The sequence below is a fragment of the Nesterenkonia salmonea genome (assembly GCF_005771525.1).
GTDB lineage: Bacteria > Actinomycetota > Actinomycetes > Actinomycetales > Micrococcaceae > Nesterenkonia > Nesterenkonia salmonea.
Genome location: NZ_VAVZ01000016.1, coordinates 1 through 23,040, shown reverse-complemented (window position 1 = coordinate 23,040; position 23,040 = coordinate 1). Strand labels below are relative to the sequence as shown.

Genomic DNA, 23,040 nt, shown 5'->3' with positions numbered 1-23,040 from the left:
GTACTGACCGCTAGCGCACCCCTGCCCGTAAGGTTGAGCCTATGACATATTCGATTCCCTCCGGATTTGCTTCCCGGCATATGGGTCCCACTGATGATTCAGCGGCGACCATGCTGAACGCCCTCGGCTACGAGTCCATGGAAGAGCTCGTCGACTCCGCCGTTCCCGGGGGGATCCGGCAGCCTGAACCGCTGAACCTGCCGCCTGCGCTCTCAGAGCCGGAGGCTCTCGCCGCGCTCCGCCGGTACGCGGGACAGAACCAGGTGAAGACCCAGATGATCGGCCAGGGCTACTACGGCACCCACACACCCAGCGTGGTGCTGCGCAATGTCCTGGAGAACCCCGCCTGGTACACCGCGTACACCCCTTATCAGCCAGAAATCAGCCAGGGCCGTTTGGAAGCTCTGCTGAACTTCCAAACGATGGTCGCCGACCTCACCGGTCTGGACATCGCCAATGCCTCGCTGCTGGATGAGGCCTCAGCCGTGGCCGAAGCGATCCTGCTGATGCGCAGGTCCAATAAGAAGCTCGCCGCCGCGAAGATCGTGGTGGACGCTGACGTCTTCCCGCAGACCCGCGCCGTCATTGCCGGACGGGCGGAAGCAGTCGGTATTGAGCTTGAATTCACCGACCTCCGGCAAGGTCTGCCAGAAGGTGACATCTGCGGGCTGGTCCTCCAGCAGCCCGGCAATTCCGGGTCAGTGATGGACCACAGTGAGGTGATAGCCCAGGCCAAGGAACGCGGAGCCCTCGTGACGGTTGCCGCCGATCTGCTCGCCCTGACCCTCATCACCGCACCAGGAGAGCAAGGTGCCGACATTGCCGTGGGAAGCTCCCAGCGTTTTGGTGTGCCCCTGTTCTTCGGCGGCCCACACGCCGCGTATATGGCGGTGAAGTCCGGGCTTCAGCGCCAACTGCCAGGACGGTTGGTGGGCGTCTCAATGGACGCCGAGGAGCGACCCGCGTACCGCCTGGCTCTGCAGACACGCGAACAGCACATCCGCCGGGAGAAGGCCACCTCCAATATCTGCACCGCCCAGGCGCTTCTGGCCGTAGCCGCCTCCATGTATGGGGTCTACCACGGCCCTGAAGGCCTCACCCGCATCGCTGAGCGAGCCCATACGCAAGCTCGGGCCCTTGCTGAGGTGCTGCGCAGCGCCGGATGGCACCTGGTGAGCGAATCGTTCTTCGACACCGTCCAGGTCCACTGTGAATCAGCTGAGCAGGCTCAGGACGTGCTGGCCAAGGCCGAATCGGCCGGCATCAACCTCCGCCGGGTCAATGAGACAACGGTCGGTGTGAGCACTGATGAGACCACCACAACCCGTGAGATGTACCTGCTCGCCTATGCGTTCGGCCTGGTGGAGAAACCCAGCCAGGCTGCCGAGCTCTACGACGGGGTGGAGTTCGAAGGCGATTACGCATTCGACGATTCCTTGGTGCGCAGCACGGAGTTTATGACGCACCCCGTCTTCCACTCCATCCGGTCTGAGACGCAGATGATGCGCTATCTGCGGCGACTGGCGGACCGGGATCTTGCCCTGGACAGGACGATGATCCCGCTGGGCTCCTGCACGATGAAGCTCAACGCCGCCACCGAGATGGAGGCCATCTCCTGGCCGGAGTTCGCTGGAATCCACCCCTACGCCCCGGAGCACCAGACTGAGGGATGGCGGGGACTGATTGCCGATCTGGAGCAGCGGCTCACTGAGATCACCGGATACGCAGGGGTCTCCATCCAGCCCAACGCTGGCTCCCAGGGTGAATATGCAGGGCTGCTCGCCATCAGGCAATATCACCTCTCCAACGACGACGCCGCCCGCGACATCTGCCTCATACCCGCCTCAGCACACGGCACCAACGCTTCCTCAGCAGTCTTGGCCGGACTGCAGGTGGCGGTGGTGGCCACCGCCGAAGACGGCACAATCGACCTGGCGGATCTTGACGCCAAGATCGAGCAGTACCCGGACCGGATCGCCGCGATCATGATCACCTACCCCTCCACCCACGGTGTCTATGAGGCAGATGTGCGGGAAGTGTGCCAGAAGGTCCACCAGGCCGGCGGCCAGGTCTACGTCGACGGTGCCAACCTCAATGCGCTGGTCGGACTGGCTCAGCCCGGCGAATTCGGCGGTGACGTCTCCCACCTGAACCTGCACAAGACGTTCTGCATCCCCCATGGGGGCGGCGGACCGGGGGTCGGTCCAGTGGCGGTGGCTGAGCACCTGCTTCCCTTCCTGCCGGGCAGCCCGCATGAGGCTTCAGGGCCCGCGCCGGTCACGGCCACAGCCTACGGCTCCGCCGGTGTTCTGCCGATCAGCTGGGCTTACCTGGCCATGATGGGCGGCGAGGGGCTCACCAGCGCCACAGCGCACGCCCTACTTGGTGCCAACTACATCTCACGGCGGCTCGCAGACCACTACCCGACGCTCTACACCGGTGAGAACGGGCTGATCGCTCATGAGTGCATCTTGGACCTGCGTGAACTCACCAAGGCCAGCGGCATCACCGCTGAGGATGTGTGCAAACGCCTCATCGACTACGGCTTCCACGCTCCCACCTTGGCTTTCCCTGTTGCGGGCACGCTCATGGTGGAACCCACCGAGTCGGAGGATCTTGAGGAGATCGAACGCTTCATCGAAGCCATGATCGCAGTACGCGCTGAGATCCAGCAGGTGATTGACGGTGAGCACGACGCCGCCGACTCGCCTCTGCGCCACGCACCCCACCCGGCTGCTGTGGTCGCCGCCGATGAATGGGACCGGGTGTACACCCGGCAGCGGGGTGCTTTCCCCGTGCCGGCTCTGCGTCAGGACAAGTACTTCCCGCCGGTGAGCCGAATTGATGGGGCTCACGGTGACCGCAATCTGGTCTGTTCCTGCCCACCACCTGAAGCCTTTGAGGTGAACTGATGCCTGACCTGAAAGAGACCGCGCTCGCGGCCGAACACGAGGCGCTTGGTGCGTCCTTTACGGACTTCGGCGGCTGGCGGATGCCGCTGAAGTACTCTTCGGAATTGGAAGAGCACCGGGCAGTGCGCAGCGCCGCCGGCATGTTCGACCTGTCCCATATGGGGGAGGTGCGGGTGATCGGGGCTGAGGCCGCCACCTTCCTTAACACTGCTCTGGTCGGCAATCTGGCCAAGATCGAACCCGGAAAAGCCAAGTATTCACTCATCTGCACTGCAGATGGGGGCATCATCGATGACCTGATCACCTACCGCATCGGTGAGCAGGAATACCTGGTCATTCCGAATGCTGCCAACAGAGAAGTGGTGGCAGCTGCGCTGACCGAACGGGCTGCTGACTTCGATGTGGAGATCTGGGACGAATCCGAGGGCATCAGCCTGATCGCCGTGCAGGGTCCTGCCAGTGCGGCGATCGTGTCTTCCTTGGTGCGCGCCCATGAGATCGACCTGGTGGAGAACCTGTCCTACTACGCCCACACCACGGTCACCATTGGTGGACAAGAGATCCTTCTGGCTCGTACCGGGTACACCGGGGAGGACGGTTTTGAGCTGTACCTGCCTCACGACAAGGCCGGGGCCCTATGGCGGGCGCTGCTTGAGGGTGGGTCCGATTTCGGATTGACTCCGTGCGGTCTTGCCTGTCGGGATTCGTTGCGCTTAGAGGCTGGCATGCCGCTCTACGGCAATGAACTCACCACCTCGCGCAAGCCTCAAGAGGCCGGGCTGCCGGTGGTGGCCTTCTCCAAAGAGGAGGACTTCATCGGCCGGGCTGCCCTGGAGCAGGCGAAGGCAGCCGGAGTGGGAAAGACCACGGGGCAACGCTTGGTCGGATTGAAGGCTTCGGGGAAGCGAGCTGCCCGGAAGGGCCATGTCATCCAGAATCTGGAAGGCGCTCCCATCGGTGAGATCACCTCTGGTGTTCCGAGTCCGACTCTGGGTCACGCCATCGCAATGGGATATGTGGATGTGGCCTACGTGGAGCCAGGTACCGAGCTCCACGTAGACGTTCGGGGCAAGCCCATCCCGTTTGAGGTCACCAAACCCCCCTTCTACAGGCGGGAGCAGGCCAGCGGCACCTGAGGCGCCAGCTACGCGAAGGCGGAGAACCCGGTGAGGTCGCGGCCAATGATCAGGGACTGCACTGATTCGGTGCCCTCATAGGTGTGTGCAGACTCAATATCTGCCATATGCCGGGCCACCTTGTTGCTCAGCAGGATCCCATTGCCGCCCAGCATGTCACGGGCCACCTGGGCAATCTGCCGGGCCTTGCGAGTGTTGTGAAGCTTGGACATCGAAGCCTGCGGTCCTGAGAGCTTTCCGGCGGCGTCGAGCTCTGTGACCTGTTTGGCATGCAGCTGCATACTGGTCAGCTCAGAGACCATAAAGGCCAGCCGTTCCTGCACCAGCTGGTGGGCGCCGATGGGCTTGGAGAACTGCCTGCGCTGCTTGGAGTAGTTCAGAGCAGCTTCCACACAGGCAGCCGCATGGCCTACCGCGGACCAGGCGACCCCGAGCCGGGTGGCGAACAGCACAGTCGCTGCGTCTTTAAACGTCTTCGACAGCGGAAGGACTGCCTCGGCCGGCAGTTCGACGTTCTCATACTGAATCAACGCCTGGTGGATGGCACGCAGTGACGCTTTGTGCTGGATGACTTCAGAGCGGTAGCCCGGGGTCTCCTGAGGCACCAGGAAGCAGCGCACATTGCCGTCGTGCTCTCCGCCGACCACACGTGCCCAGGTGAACGTGATTCCGCCGGAGGCTCCGTTGCCGATCCACTTCTTGGCTCCATTGATGATGTAGCGGCCGGTCTCCTCGTCACCTTGGAGTTCAGCGGTGGTCTCGAGGGACACCGAATCGGAACCGTGGGTGGGTTCGGTCAGTGCGAAGGCGCCAAGGGTTTCACAGGAGACCAGCTTAGCCAGGTGCTCAGCCTTCTGAGCCTCAGAGCCGAACAGCGCCAGGGTCCGTACAGCCAGGCCCCCCTGGACTGCCAGTGCGGTGTTCAACGATCCATCAATGCGGGAGGTCTCCATGTTCACGAGCCCAGCCGCCATGGGGGAGAGTGTTTCCATGCCGAGCTCTGAGACATCAACCCCATCCGTGAAGAGTCCCATGGTGCCGGCCTTGCGCACCAGGTCGGTCGGGTACTCGGCCTTCTCCCAATGCTCGGTCATCCGGGGCTCGAGCCCTTCGCCGAAACTTCTGGCAGCGGCCCACCACCGTTTATCGGCCTCAGGGATGTCGGCGAAGACTCCGTAGTAATCCAGGTCAAGGGGGGTGGCGACGTCGTACTCAGGATCAATCACAGAATCAGGCTCATGTGTCATACAGCACATGTTACCGGATAGTCACTAACGTAGGGGAATCAGTTCAGTGAGGGCTCCACCAGGCCCAGCTCAACCCCTCGGATGAGCAGTTGAATACGGTCTCGGACGTCGAGGCGTTTCATAATGCGCCCCATATAGACCTTCACCGTCGCTTCTGAGACCATCATCTTCTCGGCGATCTCCGCGTTGGAGCGCCCGGTGGCCAACAGTTGGAGTCCCTCCAACTCGCGAGCTGGGATATGGGGGACCTCAGGGAAGCGTTCCAGGGCCGTGGCGACTTGTGCGGGTTCATTCTTCACCGCAATCATCAGCTGCCGCGCCACCGTGGGGGAGAAGACCGCCGAGCCTTCATGGACTTCTCGGATGGCGTCAATGATTTGCTCAGGTTCTGCGTCTTTGAGGAAGTAACCACCGGCCCCAGCTCGGAGAGCAGGAATCACATAGAGTTCGGTGGAAAATGTGGTCACGGCAAGAACAGCGATGTCTGGGTATTGCTGCCGGATGGCCCGGGTGGCTTCTATGCCGCCCATGGATGGCATGTGCAGGTCCATAAGGACCACGTCCGGATGAAGTTCGCCGCACATGTCAACGGCGGTCTCTCCGTCCCGGGCTTCTCCGACACATTCCAGTCCTGAGGCAGAGTCGACGTAGGTGCGCAGGGCGGTGGACATCATAGGATGATCGTCGGAGATCAGGACCCGCACCGTGCCGTTGGTAGGCGGCTGAGCGCCCGGAGAATCAGTGCCAGAGCCCTCGGAGGAGATGGTCATGATTTCCATCCTATGCCACCGTGATCAGGGGGCCTGAGCGCCGCCTGATCAGGAGCCGGGAGACCTTGGGCTGAAGGTCTCTAGACTGGCGTGCATGCCTGAATCCGCCAAAAGACGTACCCAGACCATTGTGGAAGAGTTCGAATCCGGTGGCTACTGGTCCCACCGGGCCCTGGACAAGGGACTGCTGGTGGTCGCCACCCTTGGTTTCGGAGTCACTCTGGGTGTTGAGGTGCTCTACGATGTGGTCGCCAGTGAGGAGTTCTCGCCGGGGCCAGCCATCGCAGGTCTTGTGGCTGTGGGATGCGTGATTCTGCTGTCGATGAGCGTGACCATTGGGGTCACTGCAGGCCTTGCGGTTCTCGCCATGGCGCTTTTTGTTGAGGATGGGGCGTACTCCGTTGTGCTGGCCCTGCTGCTGACCGGCCTGGCTGCCTTGGCGACGACCAAACCTTTCCGCCGAGGAGTGCTGGCGGTGATGCTGCTGTGGGGTGGGGCCTACTCGTCGAACTTCGAGGACCTGGCCGCGGCTGCCGTGGCTTTTGGTGGACTTACCGGAGGGCTTCTTGTGGCCTACGGCGTCGGGTCTTCCTTCCGTCGCGCCACTGATGTGAGCCTGCAGTCGGCCCGCGACCTTCAGGAAGTGGAACAACGTCACCAGCTGGCAGCCACCGCTGAGCGACGGTCGATCGCTCGCGATCTCCACGACATCGTCGCCCATGACATCACCATCATCGCTATGCAGTCCCGTGCCGCGCAGGTCAAAGATACCGATGAGGCCTACCGTGAGGCGGTAGAGGTCATTGGAAACTCCTCCAGGGTCGCGCTCAATGACCTCCGAAGGATGCTCGCGGTGCTCAAGGATGACAACACCTCTGATGACAGTGTCAGCCCGCTGACTTCAGCCAGCGAGCTTGATGTCCGAATAGGTGCTGAGGCCTTCGCCGAAGAGTTGGAGAGTCTAGGCATCACCGTGGACCTGAGTATCAACGGGGATCTAAGCTCGCTCACTCGGTCGGTGAGTGCGGCTCTCTACCGGATGTTGCAGGAGTGCACTACTAATACGGCGAAGTTCGCAGGCCGCGGGGCACAGTGTTGGATCGAGATCGACGTCGTCGAGGAACAGGTGAGCATGTGCGTGACAAATACTGTGCTCGTCCCGGAGCACGGGGCACCAGGCTGGGGCATTTCAGGAGCCGGTCTGAAAGGTGTGCAGGACCGCGCCGAAGCATTCGGTGGGGTGATGACCAGTGGCTATGACGATCACGACCGATGGGAAGTCTGCGTGCGAGATATCAAAAAGTCCTGAAGCACGCGTCCTCATCTTTAGACGAAAGTTGACTAGTCAGGATCCTCTTCAGCTACCAGACTCGATGGGTGCGGTGCGCCCAGGTGCGCCCACATCAGGTGGGATTCGAGCACCTGGAGTACCGGTGCAACGGCTCCAGAATTGGCTCATCCGACCTGTGGCTCGGGCGGTGAGAACGGCACCGCCCGAGCCCTCACTCATTCAGTCGTCTGATCTGCAGGCTGGTCAACACTCGCAAGTGGTTGGGCGATCCATCGGCCGATGCCCAGCAGCACTCCTGCAGGAAAACCCACAATAGGTATCAGCATAGGCACGAGTCCTCCGGCGCCAGCGAATAGGACCACAGGCCCGTAGAGCAGGCCCACCAGCACATAGCCCAGCACATGCGCCACGGGGTTCAGGTGGTGCCGCAGCAGCCAGCTCACCAGGAGGGTGCCGGGAATGCCCACCACGACCGCAGCGGCCGCCAGGAGCGGAATCAGGGGAGTGAGATAGCCTTCGCCGTCCAGACCTGGAACGAACGACATTCCGAGGAGGATTGCACCCATCAGCGCGGTGGGAACGAGCCATGAAACCGTCCACCCGACGGCACCCAACCTGAGTCGAGGCCGAGGGGAGTCTGATGAGGTGGTTCTGCCGCGTCGTCGTCCTGCGGACTTTTCCGGAGCTGGGGTGGTCATGACGTGTCTTCAGCCTTTCGCCGCGTATGCGCGGCTGGAGTGGTCAGTTCACTGAGTGTGGCCCACATGGGCCAGGGCTTGGCGGATCAGCTTCTCCCGACCGCCAATGAACTCAGCCTGCACCTCGGCGGTCAGCGCCTGCTCGGGGGAGAGCCAGGACAGCTCAAGAGCGTCCTGACGGGCTGAGCATTCACCGTTGACTGGGACGATGTATGCCAAGGACACGGCGTGCTGGCGGTCATCCACCAGGCCGGTCTCCGAGGGGTAGGGAAAGTACTCAGCGACGGTCAGTGGCGAGGGGGATGCGGGCAGTTGAGGCATGGCCATAGGCCCGAGGTCCTTCTCAATATGCCGGATCAGCGCAGCACGAATGGTCTCGCGGTAGAGCACCCGACCGGAGACCACTGTGCGGTACACCCGCCCGTCATCGTCAGCGGTGTAGAGCAGGCCGACTTCAGTGACATAGCCCAGTGAGTCGAGCCGGACCGGAATAGCTTCGACGTAGACCATGGGCAAGCGCCGTCGGGCCTCGTAGAGGTCGTCTTCGTTGAGCCAGCCAGGGTGGGGATCGGGAGTGCGGACAGACATGTCACTATGTTCTCATGAGCTCGCCGGGTTGATCAGATGATGTCTTCAAGCGGGCGGCCCATTGCGGCCCGGCGTTCGGCGTGGTTGATCCGGTAGCGGCGGGACTGGGTGCACAGGATGACAATGAAGGCGCCCATTGCCGCGCCGATCGCTATCCACACGCTGGTCACTTCACCGAGAATGCGGGGGAAGATGAGCCAGAACAGGCCCCAGGCCAGCCCCAGCGCAATGGTGATCCGTCCACGTTCGGTCATGGAGTAGAACGCGGCGGTCCACACGCACACCAGGAGGCCGATGCCGGCCCAGAGCAGTGCGGGTATACCGGGGATATGCCACCCCTGGTGAGTCAGCCACACCGACAGGGCACTCATGACCTGCACCAGGGCGAATCCGTAGAACAGGCCGAGGATGTCGTCGGTGAGTTGACGTTCGGTATCAGTGCGGGCGGTGTAGAGGTTGAACTGCCGAATAGCCTGAGTCAGTGCCCCGGCGATGATCGCCGAGCTGAGCAGGGTCAGGGTGAATGTCCCGGCGTAGAGCGAGGCGGTGACGACCAGCATCAGTATCGAGGCAGTGCCCACGAACCAGCCCGAATGCTGCTGCCGAGGTGTGGAGTGCTGGGAGGGTCTCCACTGGTAGCAGGCATGGATGATGAGTCCGACGGTTATCACCGGCCAGATCCAATACCAGTTGTAGTCGGGAGAAAGCAGTGCGTGATCTCCTGAAAACCATCCTTCGGAGTAGACCTCGTAGAGGCCGCGCTGGCCCAGAATGGCAGGGTCGTCTTCTCCGGAGCTGAACCATCCGAACATCCAGAGCGTTGAGATGATGGCCGCTACAGCTCCTAGGCTGACGAATATCCGCCGCGCAAGATCCCATTGGGTCGGTTCCGGGTCGGGACTGCGGGAGGGCAGGCTGTAGGGAGGAATGTAGGTGAAGAGGTCTTCTTCATCGTCGGCGAACTCCGCCGACTGCTCTCGGTACTGCTCACCGATGTAGCCTGAGCCGCCATAGGGACGGGGCGAGAACTCACCGGTTGCCTTTTCAATGGCAGCGGCTTTCTGCGCAATAACTGTCCTTTGACGCTGCTCATCAAGTTCGCGGCGTGGCGCGGGCGCCGGTGGCTCATCCTGGGCGTCTCGGTAGGCGGGCAGCACGGTCGTCTCATCTGCGGATGCGTCATTGGATCCCGGATGTTCAGGATCCTGCGCATCCGTAGGCGTGTCGGAGGAGACGATCGGGATGGCGTCGGTGAACAGCTGATGCTCTGGTCGCTGGTCCGCAGGGGGAGGCTTGGGCAACGAAACCTGCGGCGCAGCGGAAGAAGCCTCTGCATATGTGCCGGGTTCTGGCAGGTGGCCACCACTGCGGCGTGCTCGGCGTGCCACGGGCCCAGTCGGCTGCGCGGCAGCGGTTTCGGGCTTTCCTTGTGCCGAGCTGTCCGATTCCTGCTCCGCTGCGGCCTTGGCTGTCTTGGCGGCCTCAACACGGCGTCGCGCTTGACGTACTTTCCGGGTGGACCACCAGTTCTTGGCGCGTTCATCCAGGGTGTCGAAGAAGCCGCCCAATCCAGTGTCCGGCCCGGAGGGGGTGGCTACCCTGGGCGCCACGCCGGTGCGGACCGCCGGTTCGGCGGAGACTTCCTCATCAGAGGGCACCTCATCAGGAGAATCCTGATCAGGACGGTCCTCCACGGAGGTCTCCTCTGCAGGAGAGTCTGTTTCCGAATCCTCGCTGGCGTCCTCGTCGGCAGGGTCCGCTACGGATTCGCCGCTGGAGTCCTCATCAGCCGGCTCCTCAACAGTGGTGTCCTCATCATCGGGTTCTTCAGGGCTATGGGGCTGGCTGTCCAGACGCTCTTCCGTCGCCACACCGGCCTTGGACTCGTCGTCAGGACGTGCGGAGGCGTCTGGGCTCGTCGGCTCGGACAACTGCTGCCTCCCTCGGGGGATCATGTATGCTTCGCGCACATTATTAGGGGTGTTGGTCAACTTTCGATGCTCTCACTGAAGTCTGGCTGTGAGCACGACGCCGCCTCGTGACCAGCAAAGCAATGACCAACCCCACTAGCGTACCGATACCAATGGCGGTCAGGGTGCTCGCCCACGGGGGTAGGCCGGTAGTTGTTCCCGTAATGTAACCTAAGCCGATCAACCATCCGCTCCAGATCACAGCACCGAGGACCGCTAGTGCGGCAACTTGGCGCCAGGGTAGGCGCATCATTCCTGCGGAGGCCATCGATGCGGCCCTGCCTCCGGGTATCCAGCGGATCAGCAGCAGCCCGGCCCAGGTGGTGGCGCTGCCGGCCCGAATCGAGGCTCGCACCATGACCCGGTGCAACCGCCGGCCCCATCGCCACCGGTAGAGCAGCCTGATGAGCTGATACCGGAAGAGGGCGTAGAGAAGGAGGTCGCCGGAGAGGCAGCCCAATGTGGTGGCAATCATGACCCATGTCAGCGATAGGTGCCCAGCAGAGGCCATCGCCCCAGAAGCGATCACCATCACCTCTGCCGGGAACGGGGGAACGAGAGCTGTGAGGGCCACAAATAATGCCTGCAGCGGCAAGAACCATGCACCCCATGCGTCGATGAGCTCGACCATTTATCCCCTTTTGCTGTTGCTAGGCCTCCGCGTCCCTCCTGACCGGGGCCTCATCAAGTCTACGTGTCGAGGTGAAGACGCGGGGTTCTCCGGATAGCGGATCGGTGAAGCTTAAGCTGCGATCCAACAGCTGAAGCGGGGCCTCGAAGTCGTCGGGCGCGTCGTCCCAGAGATCTGGGTAGAACCGGTCGTGCAGGATGCCGAGCCCGAGCATGGCCATGTGGATCCGCAACTGATGGGTCTTTCCCGTCAGGGGCGTCAACCGGAAGAGGCCCACCACTGGTCCTTGGCTACCGCGTGGGGACGGCCCGTGTCTGAGGAGCTCTACGCGCGATGACGAGTTAGCGCCGGGGATCGGATCGGTACGGCGCCGTCCTTTGACTCTGTGCCAACTGTCATGCGGGCGCCGTCCAGAGTCCGCTGTGTCGTAGCTCATCAGCTGGCTGACCACCACGCCTTTGACCTTCTCAATCCGGTTCCGGACCGTCAGGGGGAATCGCGCGGAAAGGTTTTCTGGGACATCATTGAGTGCGCTGACGCACTCGTAGGTTTTGCTGACTCTCCGGTTCTCGAACAGCAACTGGTAGGCCCCTCGGGTCTCCGGGTTCTTGGCGAAGATCACGACCCCGGCTGTGCCGCGGTCCAGCCGGTGGATGGGCACCAGGTCAGGCAAGTTGAGCCGGTGGCGCAGCCTGACCAGGAGGGATTCTTGTACGTACCGTCCGGCGGGCGTGGTCGGCAGAAAGTGGGGCTTATCGACCGCCAGGAGGTGTTCGTCCTCGTGTAAGACTTCTTCCTGCACTGGCAGTGGGGGTTCTTCTGGCAGCGAGCGGTAGTACCAGATGAACTCGGCAGCATCCAGCGGGCTGTCGGTGCTCAACGCGTTGCCGGCGGCGTCGACTACTTCGCCGTTGTGGAACCGTGAGGTGATACCGGCGGGGTCGATATGCCCGAAGGTTTCCAGCACGTATTCGTGGATGGTGCGCCACGGGCCAGTGTGGGGGATCCGCAGTCTGGTGGCGTTGACACCGTTGCGGACCGGCAGTGGAGACTTCTGCGCCACGTTGCGGGAGTCAGCTCCACTCAGGGGCTTTGGCCTGGGCGGCGTTGGCTGCGGAGTCGGCGTCCTCGGGGTTGGGGGCCCCGCGCGGGTGGTTGATCTGCCAGGTCATGCCGAATCGGTCTTTGACCCATGCGAAGTTTTGGGCGAAATCGTAGTCGCCAGGTTCCATGAGGTATTCGCCCTGGTCCACAAGGGAAGTGGTGATCTGATGGAACTCTTCCTCGGTGTCCACGACCACGGCCATGGACATGGACGGTGTGAAGTCGAAGGCGTGTTTGACCAGGGAGTCCTGGATCATGAGGATCTGTCCGCCTATCTGCAGCTGGGCAGTGGCCACGAGGGTCTTGTCCCAGTCGACCACGGTTTCCATTGCGGCGGTGTCGTCCGGGGAGGCTGCTGGCGAGTGATCTGCCGTTTCGGAACTGGTGCCGCCACCATTGGACGCTTCGGGGTCGAAGATCTCTGTGCCTTCCGGGTGATGCATGATCTCCAGGAGCTTGGCGTCGGGAAACGTGGAGAGGTACAGGTCGATGGCTTCCTGGGCGCGGCCCTGGAACATCATGAATGGCAGACACAGAATCATGCGCCCAGGTTAGCTCATGGGGATGTGTACTGAGTGGGAATTACCCGGAGAGCGTGAGACTCGCAGGCGCATCGCCTCAGGGAGAGAGCCTCAGCCCTGAGGGTGTCGAGTGGAAGCCTGCGGTCCGCAGGGCTTGACCGAACGGATGCTGCAGGACCGGTTCGCCGTTGATCCGCTCCACAGCTAGTTTGGAGGATCTTGCCCGGATCAGCGCGTTTACCAGGGCCTGGGCTGCCGCGTCACGGATATCTTGGTTCTGCGTATACAGCAGCATGGTACGTCCGCCGCGCTCCATGTACAGCACCAGTTCACCGCCACAGATAACGACGACGGCGCCCGCTTTCCTGCCCGGACGGGCTTTGGTGGCGGGCTCTCCTTCTGCTGTGGGTATGGCGGGCCAGTCGAGGGCCGCGCCGAAGGGGTTGGCTGGGTCAGTGGCGGCCAAAGCTACCGGTGTGGGCCGGTGGTTTGAGTAGGGGTCCTCGTGGCGTTCTAACTGTTCGGATATTTCTCTGAGTCGGTCAATGGTGGAGCTGACTGTGAATTGGGCGGCCCCGAGGTGTTCGATGAAGTAGCCGCGGCGCACACGGCCGGCTTCCTCCGCAGCGGCGAGAACCTTGTACACCCCGGTGAAGCCTCCGGGAGTCTGTTCGGCAACGACCGAGCCTCGGGTGAGTACCCCGTACCGGTCCAGGAGGATCTCAGCCCTGGCGTGGGCGATTTCTGTGGCGGGAGCCTCGGGTGCGTGGACTATCTGCCAGCGTCCTCCGGAGGCTGTTGAGCTGGGTCCGCGCGCGGCGCTGACTGCTTGCCGCAGTGCTGTCCGGCGGGAGACTCTGCGGCTTTTGGTGGTGGGTTTGGACTTATGCGCTGTGGAACCGCTGGACATGAAGGTCCGCACAGGTGTGTAGCTGTCTGGGTGCACACGCCCGGCCCAAAACAGCTCCCATAGGGCTTGTTGGCAGCTCAGGGAGGAGACGTTCTCCAGCTGCGCTGCGATCGCTTCGGGGAACCACGCGCCTCCGCGTTCCAGCACCTGGAGTACCTCCCCCGCTAGCCCTTCGGCAGGTGGGATGTCCCGACCGGCGCCGATGAGCGCGGTCTCCTCGGCCGGGTAGAACGCAAGCCAGCCGTCATGACCGCTGAGCGCCCCGTGGCCGGTGGTCACGAACTCGCCACTAGCCAGGAGGGAGTCGAGCATCGTGGAGGAGTAGTCGCTGACTCGGGAGGGGAGGATGAACGATTCCCAAGCGCTCGCGGGTGCGGGTAGTCCGGCAAGTTGCGCCAGCACCTCAGCAAGGCCGGACTGTCCGTTGACCCTGGTGGAGCCAGTGGTCAGCTGCCATTCGCCCAGCAGCTGGGCGTAGGCGCGTGGGGGTACCGGTTCGACTGCGGCCCGCAGTGCAGCCAGTGACCGGCGGCGGATCCGCCGCAGCATCTCAGCGTCTACGTATTCGGCATCGGCCCCGGCCTCAGGCGTGAAGAGGCCCTCCACGATGCGGGATTCCTGGATGAGCCTGCGCAGCACATCAACGACCACTGCGACAGGCAACCCCAAATCACCACTGACCTGGTCGGGAGTGAAGGGCCCGTGGGTTCGGGCGAAACGCCCAATCAGATCACCGAGCGGATCATCCAGCGGGTCCAGAAAAGTGTGCGGGACTCCCGGAGGAATGTTGACCCCGAGTCCGTCACGCAGCCGAGCAGCGTCTTCCACGGCGGCGAACCGGTGCTCGCTCTGAAACATCACCGGAATGGCACGTTGGGCGCTGACCAGCTGTTCCGCGAAGCCCTGGGCGTCGTCAGCGGTGACTGGTGCGGCGTCGTCGTGCTCGCTGGAGCGAAGCCTCAGGGCCAGCTGCTCGGCGCTGAGCGGGCCCAGCAGCCGCAGGAGGTCTGCGACGCTCTCTGCTCCGCGTCCGTCCCCAGTGGGCAGCCGCCGTTCGGGTGTCAGCCGCTGCGCGTAGGCCTCAGCGTGAATGATGACTTCCGCGTCCAGGAACTCGCGCAGCTCCACCCGGCCCAGCAGCTCATTGAGCAGCGTGGGGTCTACGCTCAGAGCGGCGGCGCGGCGCTCGGCAAGCGGGGAGTCCCCCTCGTAGAGGTACTGGGCGATGTAGCCGAAAACGATTGATTGTGCGAAGGGTGAGGGTGTTGGGGTGGTTGCTTCCACCATCCGCACGGAGCGCTGAGCAATCTTGCGGGTCAGCGAGTCCAGGGCGGGAAGGTCGTAGACGTCCTGGAGGACTTCACGCATGGTCTCCATGATCATGGGGAAGTCCGAATATTGGTGAGCGACTTCCAGCAGCTGGGAGGACCGCTGGCGCTGCTGCCACAGGGGGGTGCGCTGCCCTGGCCGGGTTTTTGGCAGCAGCAGTGCCCGAGCGGCGGATTCACGGAATCGTCCGGCGAATAGTGCTGAGCTGGACACCCGGCGGATCACCAGGTCCTCCAACTCCTCGGGCTCGAATGTGAACAGTTCGGCACCGGGTGGTTCATCATCCATCATGGGGACCCGCAGCACGATTCCGTCATCTGAGGCGAACGCGGCGCCGTCCAGACCGTAGCGTTCGTGCAGGCGTTCCCCGACAGCCAGCGCCCAGGGCGCGTGGATCTGCATTCCGTAGGGCGAGTGCAGGATGATCCGCCAGTCTCCGAGTTCATCCTTGGTCTGCTCCAGCACCAGGGTTTGGTCTGAAGGTATCGCGCCGACTGCGTCATGCTGGTCAGACAGGTACCGCACCAGGTTCTCCTGAGCCCACTGGTCCAGCCCAAGCGCGGTGAGCCGTTCAGCGGCCTTCTTGGCGGTGGCGGCGTGTATTTCGCGGGTGAACGCACCGAGGGCTTCACCGAGTTCGGCCGGCCGGCCGATTCCATCTCCGCGCCAGAACGGCAAGCTCGCCGGTTGTCCGAAGGCGGGGGAGACCAGGACTCGGTCGAAGGTGATCTCCTCAATCCGCCAACTGGTGGCGCCGAGCGCAAAGACGTCTCCGATCCGCGATTCGTAGACCATCTCCTCATCAAGTTCACCCACCCGGCGCCCTCCGGTGCGCGTATTCTCAGCGCCGACTAGGTAGACCCCGAAGAGCCCTCGGTCGGGGATTGTCCCGCCGGAGGTGACCGCAAGGCGCTGGGCGCCGGGCCGTCCGGTGATGGTTCCGGCGTCACGGTCCCAGACAATGCGCGGTCGCAGATCCGCAAACCGATCCGAGGGGTATTTTCCGGCCAGGAGGTCCAGGGTGGACTCATAGGCGGAGCGGGGCAGGGAAACGAACGGTGCGGATCTTCGCAGAACGTCGAACCAATGCTCCACATCCAGGGTGTCCATGGCGGCTGCGGCGATGGTCTGTTGGGCCAGAATGTCCAGCGGGCTGCGCGGGATCTTGAGGGCTTCGATCTTTCCTGAGAGCATCCGTTCCACGACGACGCTTGAGCTGAGCAGATCACCGCGATGTTTGGGGAAGAACCACCCCACGGAGACCTCACCGACTTGGTGCCCTGCCCGGCCCAGCCGCTGGAGTCCGGAGGACACCGCGTGGGGGGCCTCCACTTGGATGACAAGGTCCACCGCGCCCATGTCGATTCCCAGTTCCAGGGAGCTTGTGGCCACCACGCAGCGCAGCCGGCCCGATTTCAGATCCCCTTCAATATGTTTGCGCTGCTCTTTGGAGACCGATCCGTGGTGAGCTTTGGCCAACGCCGGAGGTGCCCCCTCTTCCCCCTCATGGGTCGGGTCAGGGGGCGAATCTGCAGCGCCGCGTTCTGCGTTGATTTCGTTGATCCGGCCGGTAAGCTTTTCGGCCAGTCGCCGGGAGTTCACAAAAACGATCGTGGAGCGGTTCTCACAGATGAGGTCAACGACTCGGTGCTCCACATGAGGCCAGATCGAGGGCTGCAGCGGTGAGCCATCGTCCCTGTCGGTCGGCTCAACAGTGGGAGAAGCCATATCCGGCACCGGCACTGAGACGGTGATGTCCCACTTCTTCTCTGAGGGCGGGGCGATCACCTCCACTGGTTGGTGGCCGCCGAGGAACCGGGCGACCTCCTGCCGTGGCTCCACGGTGGCGGAAAGCCCGATGCGCTGGGCTCTCTCACCTGCCTCCTGACTGGCCTGCAGCTCATCCAACCGTTCCAGGGAGACAGCTAGGTGAGCCCCCCGCTTGGTGCCCGCCAGAGCGTGAATCTCATCGACAATCACCGTGTTGACGGTGCTCAGAGTCCGCCGCGCCTGTGAGGTGAGCATCAAATACAGCGACTCCGGAGTGGTGATCAGAATATCCGGCGGATTCCGCACCAGGTCCCGGCGATCCTTGGAGCTGGTGTCTCCGGTGCGCACCCCAACGGTGACTTCTCGGGGCGTGACACCCAGGCGCCTAGCCGTGTGGCCAATACCGACCAATGGGCTGCGCAGGTTGCGTTCGATGTCCGCACCGAGTGCCTTCAAAGGTGAGATGTAGAGAACTGTGGTGCCAGCAGCGGTGGCGTTGGCGGCGTCGTTATCCTGCTGACTCATCAGACGGTCGATGGACCAGAGGAACGCGGAAAGCGTCTTACCCGATCCGGTGGGCGCGACCACTAAGGCGTTCTTGCCCTTGGCCACGGCATCCCAAGCGCCGGACTGCGCAGCTGTTGGCGCGCCGAAGGATGCGGAGAACCACGTCCGGGTCGCCTCCGAGAACTGGTCAAGGGCCATGGAGTCCACTGTAGAACCAGCTACCGACACGCTCGGTGGCGCTTCACCGGGCAAAGCGGAGGATATCCTCGCGCCGCAGCGGACGGTCGAAGAGCGGACCGTCAGGCTCTATGGGATGACTGGCGCAGAGCCCGCCGAGGGACACTGGGTCGAAACCGATCAGCATCAAAAGGTTCATGACCCTGCCCCGGGCTTGGCCGTCGTCACCTGCCAGGGCTACTGCGCGGCGTTGTTCAAGCGGCAGGTCAGGGTTCGCCGCGGCTTCAATATCGTGATGCGAAATGTGGTTGAGCGCTTTGACCACTTTGGTGCGGCTGAACCTTCCTGCGATGCCGTAGGAGGATGGCAGCTGCTCATCAATGGGAGCCTGCAACCAGCCGGGCAGCTCTTCGTCGTGCCAGGTGTTGGTCGCGTCCACAAGGACCAAGTCCGCGCTGCCAGCGTTGTTGACCCAGCCCGGGTCCACCTCATCCAGCTCCTCCTGGGGTACCGCGAGGATGACGATGCCGGGCCCATGTGTGGATGTTCTGGCCGCTACCTGCCACGGCCAGACCGGCACGGCTCCGGGTGCATAGATCTTAAGGTGGTGCTGCAGCGCCTTGGGGGGACGGGTGGAGCACATATCCACACCAATTCCCGCCCGGAGCATCACTCTGGCGAATGCCGTTCCGGCCCGACCGGAGCCCAGGATGCCGACCACCTGCTGCTCAGACATGGTGATACGCCCGCCCTGCACTGATCTCTTGGGCCCGGTAGAGCTGCTCAGCCAGCATCAACCGCACTAGCTGATGCGGGAAGACCAGATTGCTCAGCGACCACACAAAATCCGCCCGGCGGTGCAGTTCCGCGTTGACCCCATATGCGCCGCCAATAACCAGAACGACGTCGCCGCCTGAGTCGAACTGCCGCTGCAGGTGGGTTGCCAGCTGTGGTGAGGAGATATTGGTGCCGCGTTCGTCCAGGAGGATCACGTGCTGCTGGGCTTTGACCGTGCTGAGGATCTTGGCAGATTCCTCGTCGCGGGCGGCGTCGTGCTCTTTGGATGAGTGTGGAAGCAGACGCCACGTGAGGTCATAGGGTTTGCGCAGCCGCTTGGTGTAGCGCTCGATGCCGTCAGCAACCCACGGTTCATGCTTCTTGCCTATCGCAAGAACAGCTGTGCTCATTGCTGGCCTCTTTCGCAGAACATGAGCGACGGCCCCGAGACTACCGGGGTCTGCGGGGCCGTCAGAACGCGGTAGCGGTGGGATTTGAACCCACGGTAGGGGGTTACCCTACACAGCATTTCGAGTGCTGCACCTTCGGCCGCTCGGACACGCTACCTTGCGCACGAAATCGCGCCTCGCCATGCTACCAGTTTGCGCAGGCCTAAGCGGCGTCAGTGGCGATGTTCAGCGAAGAATGCCTTCAACAGGGCGCCGCACTCATCGGATCTGACGCCCGGCTGGATCTCTACCCAGTGGTTCAGTCTGGGTTCACGTAGGACATCGAAGACGCTTCCAGCTCCGCCGGCCTTCTTGTCCCAGGCGCCAAAGATGACGGTGGCGATCCGGGATTGACTAATGGCCCCGGCACACATGACACATGGTTCCAAGGTGACCACCAAAGTGCAGCCATCGAGCCGCCAGGCGCCCATGGCCTTGGCTGCGGCACGTAGGGCATTGAGCTCAGCGTGCCCGGAAGGGTCAGAATCGCGCTCGCGGGTGTTGTGGCCCGCACCCAAGACCACCCCATCGGCGCTCAAGACCACGGCGCCAACGGGTACGTCGTCTGTGGCTGGTGCTGCGTTTGCCAGTTCCAGACACTGGCCCATCAGCCTGTGCTGGGTCTGCGGGTCCCTGGGGGAGAAGCTCACCTCTGACACGATACTGTGACGCGCGCGCTGGTACCTTGATGCCATGCGAACTCACGCCGTCTCTCACCCTCTGATCGACCATAAACTCACTCAGCTGCGTCGGAGGGAAACCCCGTCCAATACGTTCCGTGATCTGACACGGGAGCTGGTGTCGCTGCTGGCTTATGAGGCGTCGAGCTCGCTTCCCACTGAGGATGCTGAAATCCGTACGCCAGTCACGGAGATGGTCGGTACCCGGTTGGCGGGGCCGAAGCCGCTGGTGGTGCCCATTCTCCGCGCTGGGCTGGGCATGCTTGATGGGATGACAGCCATGATCCCGACGGCTGAGGTGGGTTTCCTGGGGATGGCCCGGGATGAGGAGACGTTGAACATCGTCACCTATGCTGAGCGGCTTCCTGATGACCTGACTGGGCGTCAGGTATTTGTGCTTGATCCCATGCTCGCCACGGGAGGAACGCTGGTGGAGGCGATTCGCTTCTTGGAGCGTGCGGGGGCGGCCAAGATCACGTGTATCTGCCTCTTGGCGGCACCGGAGGGCATCAAGCGTTTGGAAGAAGAAGTCGGAAACTTGGACATTGAGCTCTTCGTTGCTGCGATTGATGAGAAGCTCAATGAGAAGGCGTACATCGTCCCAGGTCTTGGTGACGCAGGGGACAGGCTGTACGGCCTGGCGGAATAATACGTGTGCTGCATCACTCCAGAGCTGCCAAATCTCACTATGTGGAATTTTGGGGCTTATGTTACTTGCGTATCCGAAATATTACGGCCATCCTGAGAGTGCCCACTACCCGGCAACCAGCCAGGAAGAGTCACGATTCATATGTCCGCACCGCTCAGTAAGGCCCAAAATCCAGGGTACGTTCACGTTTCAGTGAGGAATGCTGCCCGCCGTGCTGAGCTGGCCCGCAAGATGCGCAACGGAGCCCCCGGCAGTCCCGGTCAACCGCGCACGGCGCCCATCCCGGTGCTGGCCCCGCACAACGGCACAAATGGGGCACAGGTGGTCCACCCGGACGTCGTTGCCCGCGGATTCGTGGTCTACGTCGGGCTCGATGAGGACACCGCCAAGGCAGAGGGAACGTCTCTGCACCGGATCGCCACAGAGCTTCGTGACTACGTGGAGCACATTGCACCGGAATCACAGGTGCACATTGCTATGGCTATGGCATCCCCCACCGCAGAAGGCGCTGACCTTGAGGTGGTGCGCCAAGCACTGGGAGATCCGACGGTCGCGGCACGGGGGCAGGCTGACCAGCCCACTGCCCCGAGCGCGCCACCTTCATCATTGTCTACCTCTGGGGTGCTGATCGACCTGGCCCGCCGCGAAGTCCAGCTCGACGGCGAAAGTCTGAATCTGACGTACAAAGAATTTGAACTGCTCAACTACCTCGTGGAGAACTCATCCCGGACCGTTGGTCGCGAGGAGTTGCTGCAGCGGCTGTGGCGCCATGTGGATGTCGACCAGATGCCCAATGAGCGGACCATTGATGTGCATATCCGCCGGCTCCGTTCCAAGCTGGGGCGCCTAGCCAACACGGTTCGCACTGTGCGGGGTCAGGGTTACCGCTTCTATGAGCATCCTGAAGTCACAGTTTGGGCAGCGCCCGAATACAGCATCTGAGCAATGTCCAAGACGCTGTTGGTGCTCCGCCATGCTGAAGCGGGGCATAGCTTTTCCGGTGACGATCACTCCCGCACGCTGACTGAGTATGGCCAAACCCAGGCTCGCAAGATCGGCCAGTGGTTGCTGCAGTCACGCTACTGGCCAGAGGTCACGATCGTGTCCTCCGCTATGCGAACCCGCCAGACCAGCATCTGGGTGGCTCATGAGCTCGGGGAGAAGGCTCCGACTGCTCAATTGGATGATCGGATGTACCTGGGATCATCGCGTCAGCTCTGCTCGGTGATCAATGAGACACCTGAGACGGTGGACAACCTCTTGGTTATCGCGCACATGCCAGGAGTCCAGGAACTCAGTATGGAGCTGACAAGTGCCGAGTCGGATGAGGAAGCCTCGCTAGAGATGGCCTCACAGTGGCCGCCGGCTGGGCTTGCTCGCTTTGATGTCACTAACGCCTGGGCTGAGCTTGACGGGCGCGACGCCGTCCTCGCCGAGTTCGTCACCACTGGGTTGCGGGGATGAGCCATCCGTGGTGAGAGCAGATTTGGTTCAGCCGGATAAGCACGTGTAGTATCGTCAAGGTTCAACTCGCGGTATCGTGAGATTTAGAGCATTGCGCCTATAGCTCAGCTGGATAGAGCGTCGGTCTACGGAACCGAAGGTCTGGGGTTCGAATCCCTATGGGCGCACCACAACAAAATACAGTGAAATCCCTGGTCAAACGGCTACACAGCCTGAAGATCAGGGATTTTGTTTCGCACAGACGCTCTAGGTGCCCTCGAAAATGGTTGGTTAATCGCATTGCAGTGGCGAAGAACAGGAACAGCAGTCCTCTGAGTGGCGTGAGCATAATGGGCACAAGCAGGAATGTCGCATCCGGCCACGAAGCGCCTACCGGCTCTTCAGCCTGCAGCCCCAACACAACGCGAATGCCAACATGAGGAATATGCTGCCGGACGCCAAGGACGCCCTGAGCGCCAAATCATAGAACTCGTAAAGGGCCTCCATGACCTAACGCTACGCCTGAAACACGCTGGTAGCCCTGCACATCCGGCTTTCGTAACCGAACAGCAACTATAGGCTCGCGGGCACTTGCGAGGCGGTTCTCTCATGCACAGCAAGAGAGTGAGATAGGGGCCATATTCCCGAGACTCGTTTCTGCATCTAGACGGCATCTCTAGCGGTGGCGGCGCAGACGGCGGTAAGTCTAAGCAGGGACTGTCAGCGCTTGCTGAGCTGCTGGTTGTACCCCACCAGGTAGCAGACCACCGCTGCCATGAGTGGGCCGCCGATGCCCAAATACAGAGACGGTAGTGGGCACAGTTCTGGTTGGTGGAGTCTCGAGACAGCCACCACCAACCCACCCGCAGTGACAGCGAAGAAGAACCCCGCCGCTATATGCCACGCTCGCGATGTTTTCATGGACGATGTCCCCCCGTTGTAACTGATCCCGGCAGTGAGGATGGCCTTGTGCTGCCTGTGCCAGAGATAGTGATCACTATTTTTACACTCCCCGAAGGAAATTCAGAAGTTCGCAATGGTCCGCAAGAGCTGTAGGTATGACGACGTCGTACCACACGGGGACCTGACCGAAGGCTAGGTGGACTGGTCTAGCTGGGGTGGACGAAGATCGGGCCCCCACCGTGTGGTGGAGGCCCGATCTGTCTTGAATCCTGTGGTTATGCCGCTCGTCTGCCAGCGATGGCACTCCAAATAAAGGAGACGATGAGGCCACCAAGGATGGCGAAGCCCCAGGTCGGGAGATCGAAAAAGGCATCGTTGACGTTGATGCCGAACAGTGCGGACGCGATCCAGCCGCCCAGCAGCGCACCGAGGATACCGGTGAGCAGGAGGGTCACCGTGTCAGTCGACATGCAAAGGTCCCCGGCAGAGAGTGACGATCTCTCTGCCAGGGACCTAGTGGTGTGTCTCGTAAATAGTTAGGCCGTCTGGGGATAGAATGGAGTATGTCTGCTCCAGCG

General features: G+C 62.3%; 20 protein-coding genes and 2 tRNA genes. 7 read left to right on the top strand and 15 right to left on the bottom strand.

Annotation, left to right across the window (positions count from 1 at the left end):
* Positions 1 to 41: 41 nt before the first annotated feature.
* Together gcvP and gcvT are read left to right on the top strand one after the other, a co-directional pair.
* On the top strand, positions 42 to 2,912 hold the full coding sequence (gene gcvP, locus FEF26_RS07085; protein WP_138252844.1) for an aminomethyl-transferring glycine dehydrogenase: 2,871 nt from the start codon (positions 42 to 44) through the stop codon (positions 2,910 to 2,912).
* Complete coding sequence (gcvT, locus tag FEF26_RS07080; protein WP_138252843.1) at positions 2,912 to 4,048, top strand: glycine cleavage system aminomethyltransferase GcvT; 1,137 nt, start codon at positions 2,912 to 2,914, stop codon at positions 4,046 to 4,048. The genes gcvP and gcvT overlap by 1 nt, the downstream gene beginning before the upstream one ends.
* 8 nt (positions 4,049 to 4,056) lie before the next feature.
* On the opposite strand, the gene FEF26_RS07075 is transcribed toward gcvT, so the two are convergent.
* Together FEF26_RS07075 and FEF26_RS07070 are read right to left on the bottom strand one after the other, a co-directional pair.
* A complete protein-coding gene (locus tag FEF26_RS07075; RefSeq protein ID WP_138252842.1) occupies positions 4,057 to 5,295 on the bottom strand; it encodes an acyl-CoA dehydrogenase family protein in 1,239 nt (412 codons plus the stop codon).
* Between the two features lie 38 nt (positions 5,296 to 5,333).
* Positions 5,334 to 6,065, bottom strand: a complete 732-nt coding sequence (locus tag FEF26_RS07070; protein WP_138252841.1) for a response regulator — start codon at positions 6,063 to 6,065, stop codon at positions 5,334 to 5,336.
* Positions 6,066 to 6,159: 94 nt separating this feature from the next.
* On the opposite strand from FEF26_RS07070, the gene FEF26_RS07065 reads away from it, so the two are divergent.
* Positions 6,160 to 7,374: a sensor histidine kinase gene (locus FEF26_RS07065; RefSeq protein ID WP_138252840.1), complete on the top strand. Its 1,215-nt coding sequence runs from the start codon at positions 6,160 to 6,162 to the stop codon at positions 7,372 to 7,374.
* A gap of 197 nt (positions 7,375 to 7,571) precedes the next feature.
* Here FEF26_RS07065 and FEF26_RS07060 read toward each other — a convergent pair whose 3' ends face one another.
* From FEF26_RS07060 to FEF26_RS07010, 11 genes are all read right to left on the bottom strand, one after another.
* Positions 7,572 to 8,054: a hypothetical protein gene (locus FEF26_RS07060; RefSeq protein ID WP_138252839.1), complete on the bottom strand. Its 483-nt coding sequence runs from the start codon at positions 8,052 to 8,054 to the stop codon at positions 7,572 to 7,574.
* A 48-nt stretch (positions 8,055 to 8,102) separates the two neighbouring features.
* Positions 8,103 to 8,642, bottom strand: a complete 540-nt coding sequence (locus FEF26_RS07055; RefSeq protein ID WP_138252838.1) for an NUDIX hydrolase family protein — start codon at positions 8,640 to 8,642, stop codon at positions 8,103 to 8,105.
* Between the two features lie 32 nt (positions 8,643 to 8,674).
* Complete coding sequence (locus tag FEF26_RS07050) at positions 8,675 to 10,633, bottom strand: hypothetical protein (protein WP_138252837.1); 1,959 nt, start codon at positions 10,631 to 10,633, stop codon at positions 8,675 to 8,677.
* Positions 10,617 to 11,243: a DedA family protein gene (locus tag FEF26_RS07045; protein WP_138252836.1), complete on the bottom strand. Its 627-nt coding sequence runs from the start codon at positions 11,241 to 11,243 to the stop codon at positions 10,617 to 10,619. Before FEF26_RS07045 ends, FEF26_RS07050 begins: the two co-directional genes overlap by 17 nt.
* Before the next feature lie 19 nt (positions 11,244 to 11,262).
* The gene (locus FEF26_RS07040) at positions 11,263 to 12,306 is read right to left on the bottom strand and encodes a pseudouridine synthase (RefSeq protein ID WP_138252835.1); all 1,044 of its coding nucleotides are present in this window, start codon (positions 12,304 to 12,306) and stop codon (positions 11,263 to 11,265) included.
* 10 nt (positions 12,307 to 12,316) lie between these two features.
* Positions 12,317 to 12,889 carry a VOC family protein gene (locus FEF26_RS07035; RefSeq protein ID WP_138252886.1) on the bottom strand — a complete coding sequence of 191 codons (573 nt, stop codon included), beginning with the start codon at positions 12,887 to 12,889 and terminating at the stop codon, positions 12,317 to 12,319.
* Between the two features lie 76 nt (positions 12,890 to 12,965).
* On the bottom strand, positions 12,966 to 17,582 hold the full coding sequence (locus FEF26_RS07030; protein ID WP_138252834.1) for an ATP-dependent helicase: 4,617 nt from the start codon (positions 17,580 to 17,582) through the stop codon (positions 12,966 to 12,968).
* Between the two features lie 43 nt (positions 17,583 to 17,625).
* Positions 17,626 to 18,297 (bottom strand): NADPH-dependent F420 reductase, encoded by a 672-nt coding sequence (locus FEF26_RS07025; protein WP_138252833.1) that lies wholly within the window; start codon positions 18,295 to 18,297, stop codon positions 17,626 to 17,628.
* On the bottom strand, positions 18,290 to 18,748 hold the full coding sequence (locus FEF26_RS07020; protein WP_138252832.1) for a 23S rRNA (pseudouridine(1915)-N(3))-methyltransferase RlmH: 459 nt from the start codon (positions 18,746 to 18,748) through the stop codon (positions 18,290 to 18,292). Before FEF26_RS07020 ends, FEF26_RS07025 begins: the two co-directional genes overlap by 8 nt.
* Positions 18,749 to 18,817: 69 nt before the next feature.
* Positions 18,818 to 18,905: transfer RNA gene (locus FEF26_RS07015), tRNA-Ser, on the bottom strand.
* A gap of 55 nt (positions 18,906 to 18,960) precedes the next feature.
* Positions 18,961 to 19,446 (bottom strand): nucleoside deaminase, encoded by a 486-nt coding sequence (locus FEF26_RS07010; RefSeq protein WP_424991727.1) that lies wholly within the window; start codon positions 19,444 to 19,446, stop codon positions 18,961 to 18,963.
* Between the two features lie 34 nt (positions 19,447 to 19,480).
* On the opposite strand from FEF26_RS07010, the gene upp reads away from it, so the two are divergent.
* The 4 genes from upp to FEF26_RS06990 all read left to right on the top strand — a co-directional run bounded on the left by upp (position 19,481) and on the right by FEF26_RS06990 (position 21,750).
* Positions 19,481 to 20,116, top strand: a complete 636-nt coding sequence (gene upp / locus FEF26_RS07005) for a uracil phosphoribosyltransferase (RefSeq protein WP_138252831.1) — start codon at positions 19,481 to 19,483, stop codon at positions 20,114 to 20,116.
* Positions 20,117 to 20,257: 141 nt separating this feature from the next.
* Positions 20,258 to 21,058: a winged helix-turn-helix domain-containing protein gene (locus FEF26_RS07000; protein WP_138252830.1), complete on the top strand. Its 801-nt coding sequence runs from the start codon at positions 20,258 to 20,260 to the stop codon at positions 21,056 to 21,058.
* Positions 21,059 to 21,061: 3 nt separating this feature from the next.
* Positions 21,062 to 21,580 carry a SixA phosphatase family protein gene (locus tag FEF26_RS06995; RefSeq protein WP_138252829.1) on the top strand — a complete coding sequence of 173 codons (519 nt, stop codon included), beginning with the start codon at positions 21,062 to 21,064 and terminating at the stop codon, positions 21,578 to 21,580.
* Between the two features lie 93 nt (positions 21,581 to 21,673).
* Positions 21,674 to 21,750, top strand: a tRNA-Arg gene (locus tag FEF26_RS06990).
* Positions 21,751 to 22,279: 529 nt separating this feature from the next.
* On the opposite strand, the gene FEF26_RS06985 is transcribed toward FEF26_RS06990, so the two are convergent.
* Positions 22,280 to 22,480: a hypothetical protein gene (locus tag FEF26_RS06985; RefSeq protein ID WP_138252828.1), complete on the bottom strand. Its 201-nt coding sequence runs from the start codon at positions 22,478 to 22,480 to the stop codon at positions 22,280 to 22,282.
* Positions 22,481 to 22,737: 257 nt separating this feature from the next.
* Positions 22,738 to 22,932: a GlsB/YeaQ/YmgE family stress response membrane protein gene (locus FEF26_RS06980; RefSeq protein WP_208012861.1), complete on the bottom strand. Its 195-nt coding sequence runs from the start codon at positions 22,930 to 22,932 to the stop codon at positions 22,738 to 22,740.
* Positions 22,933 to 23,040: the final 108 nt, after the last annotated feature.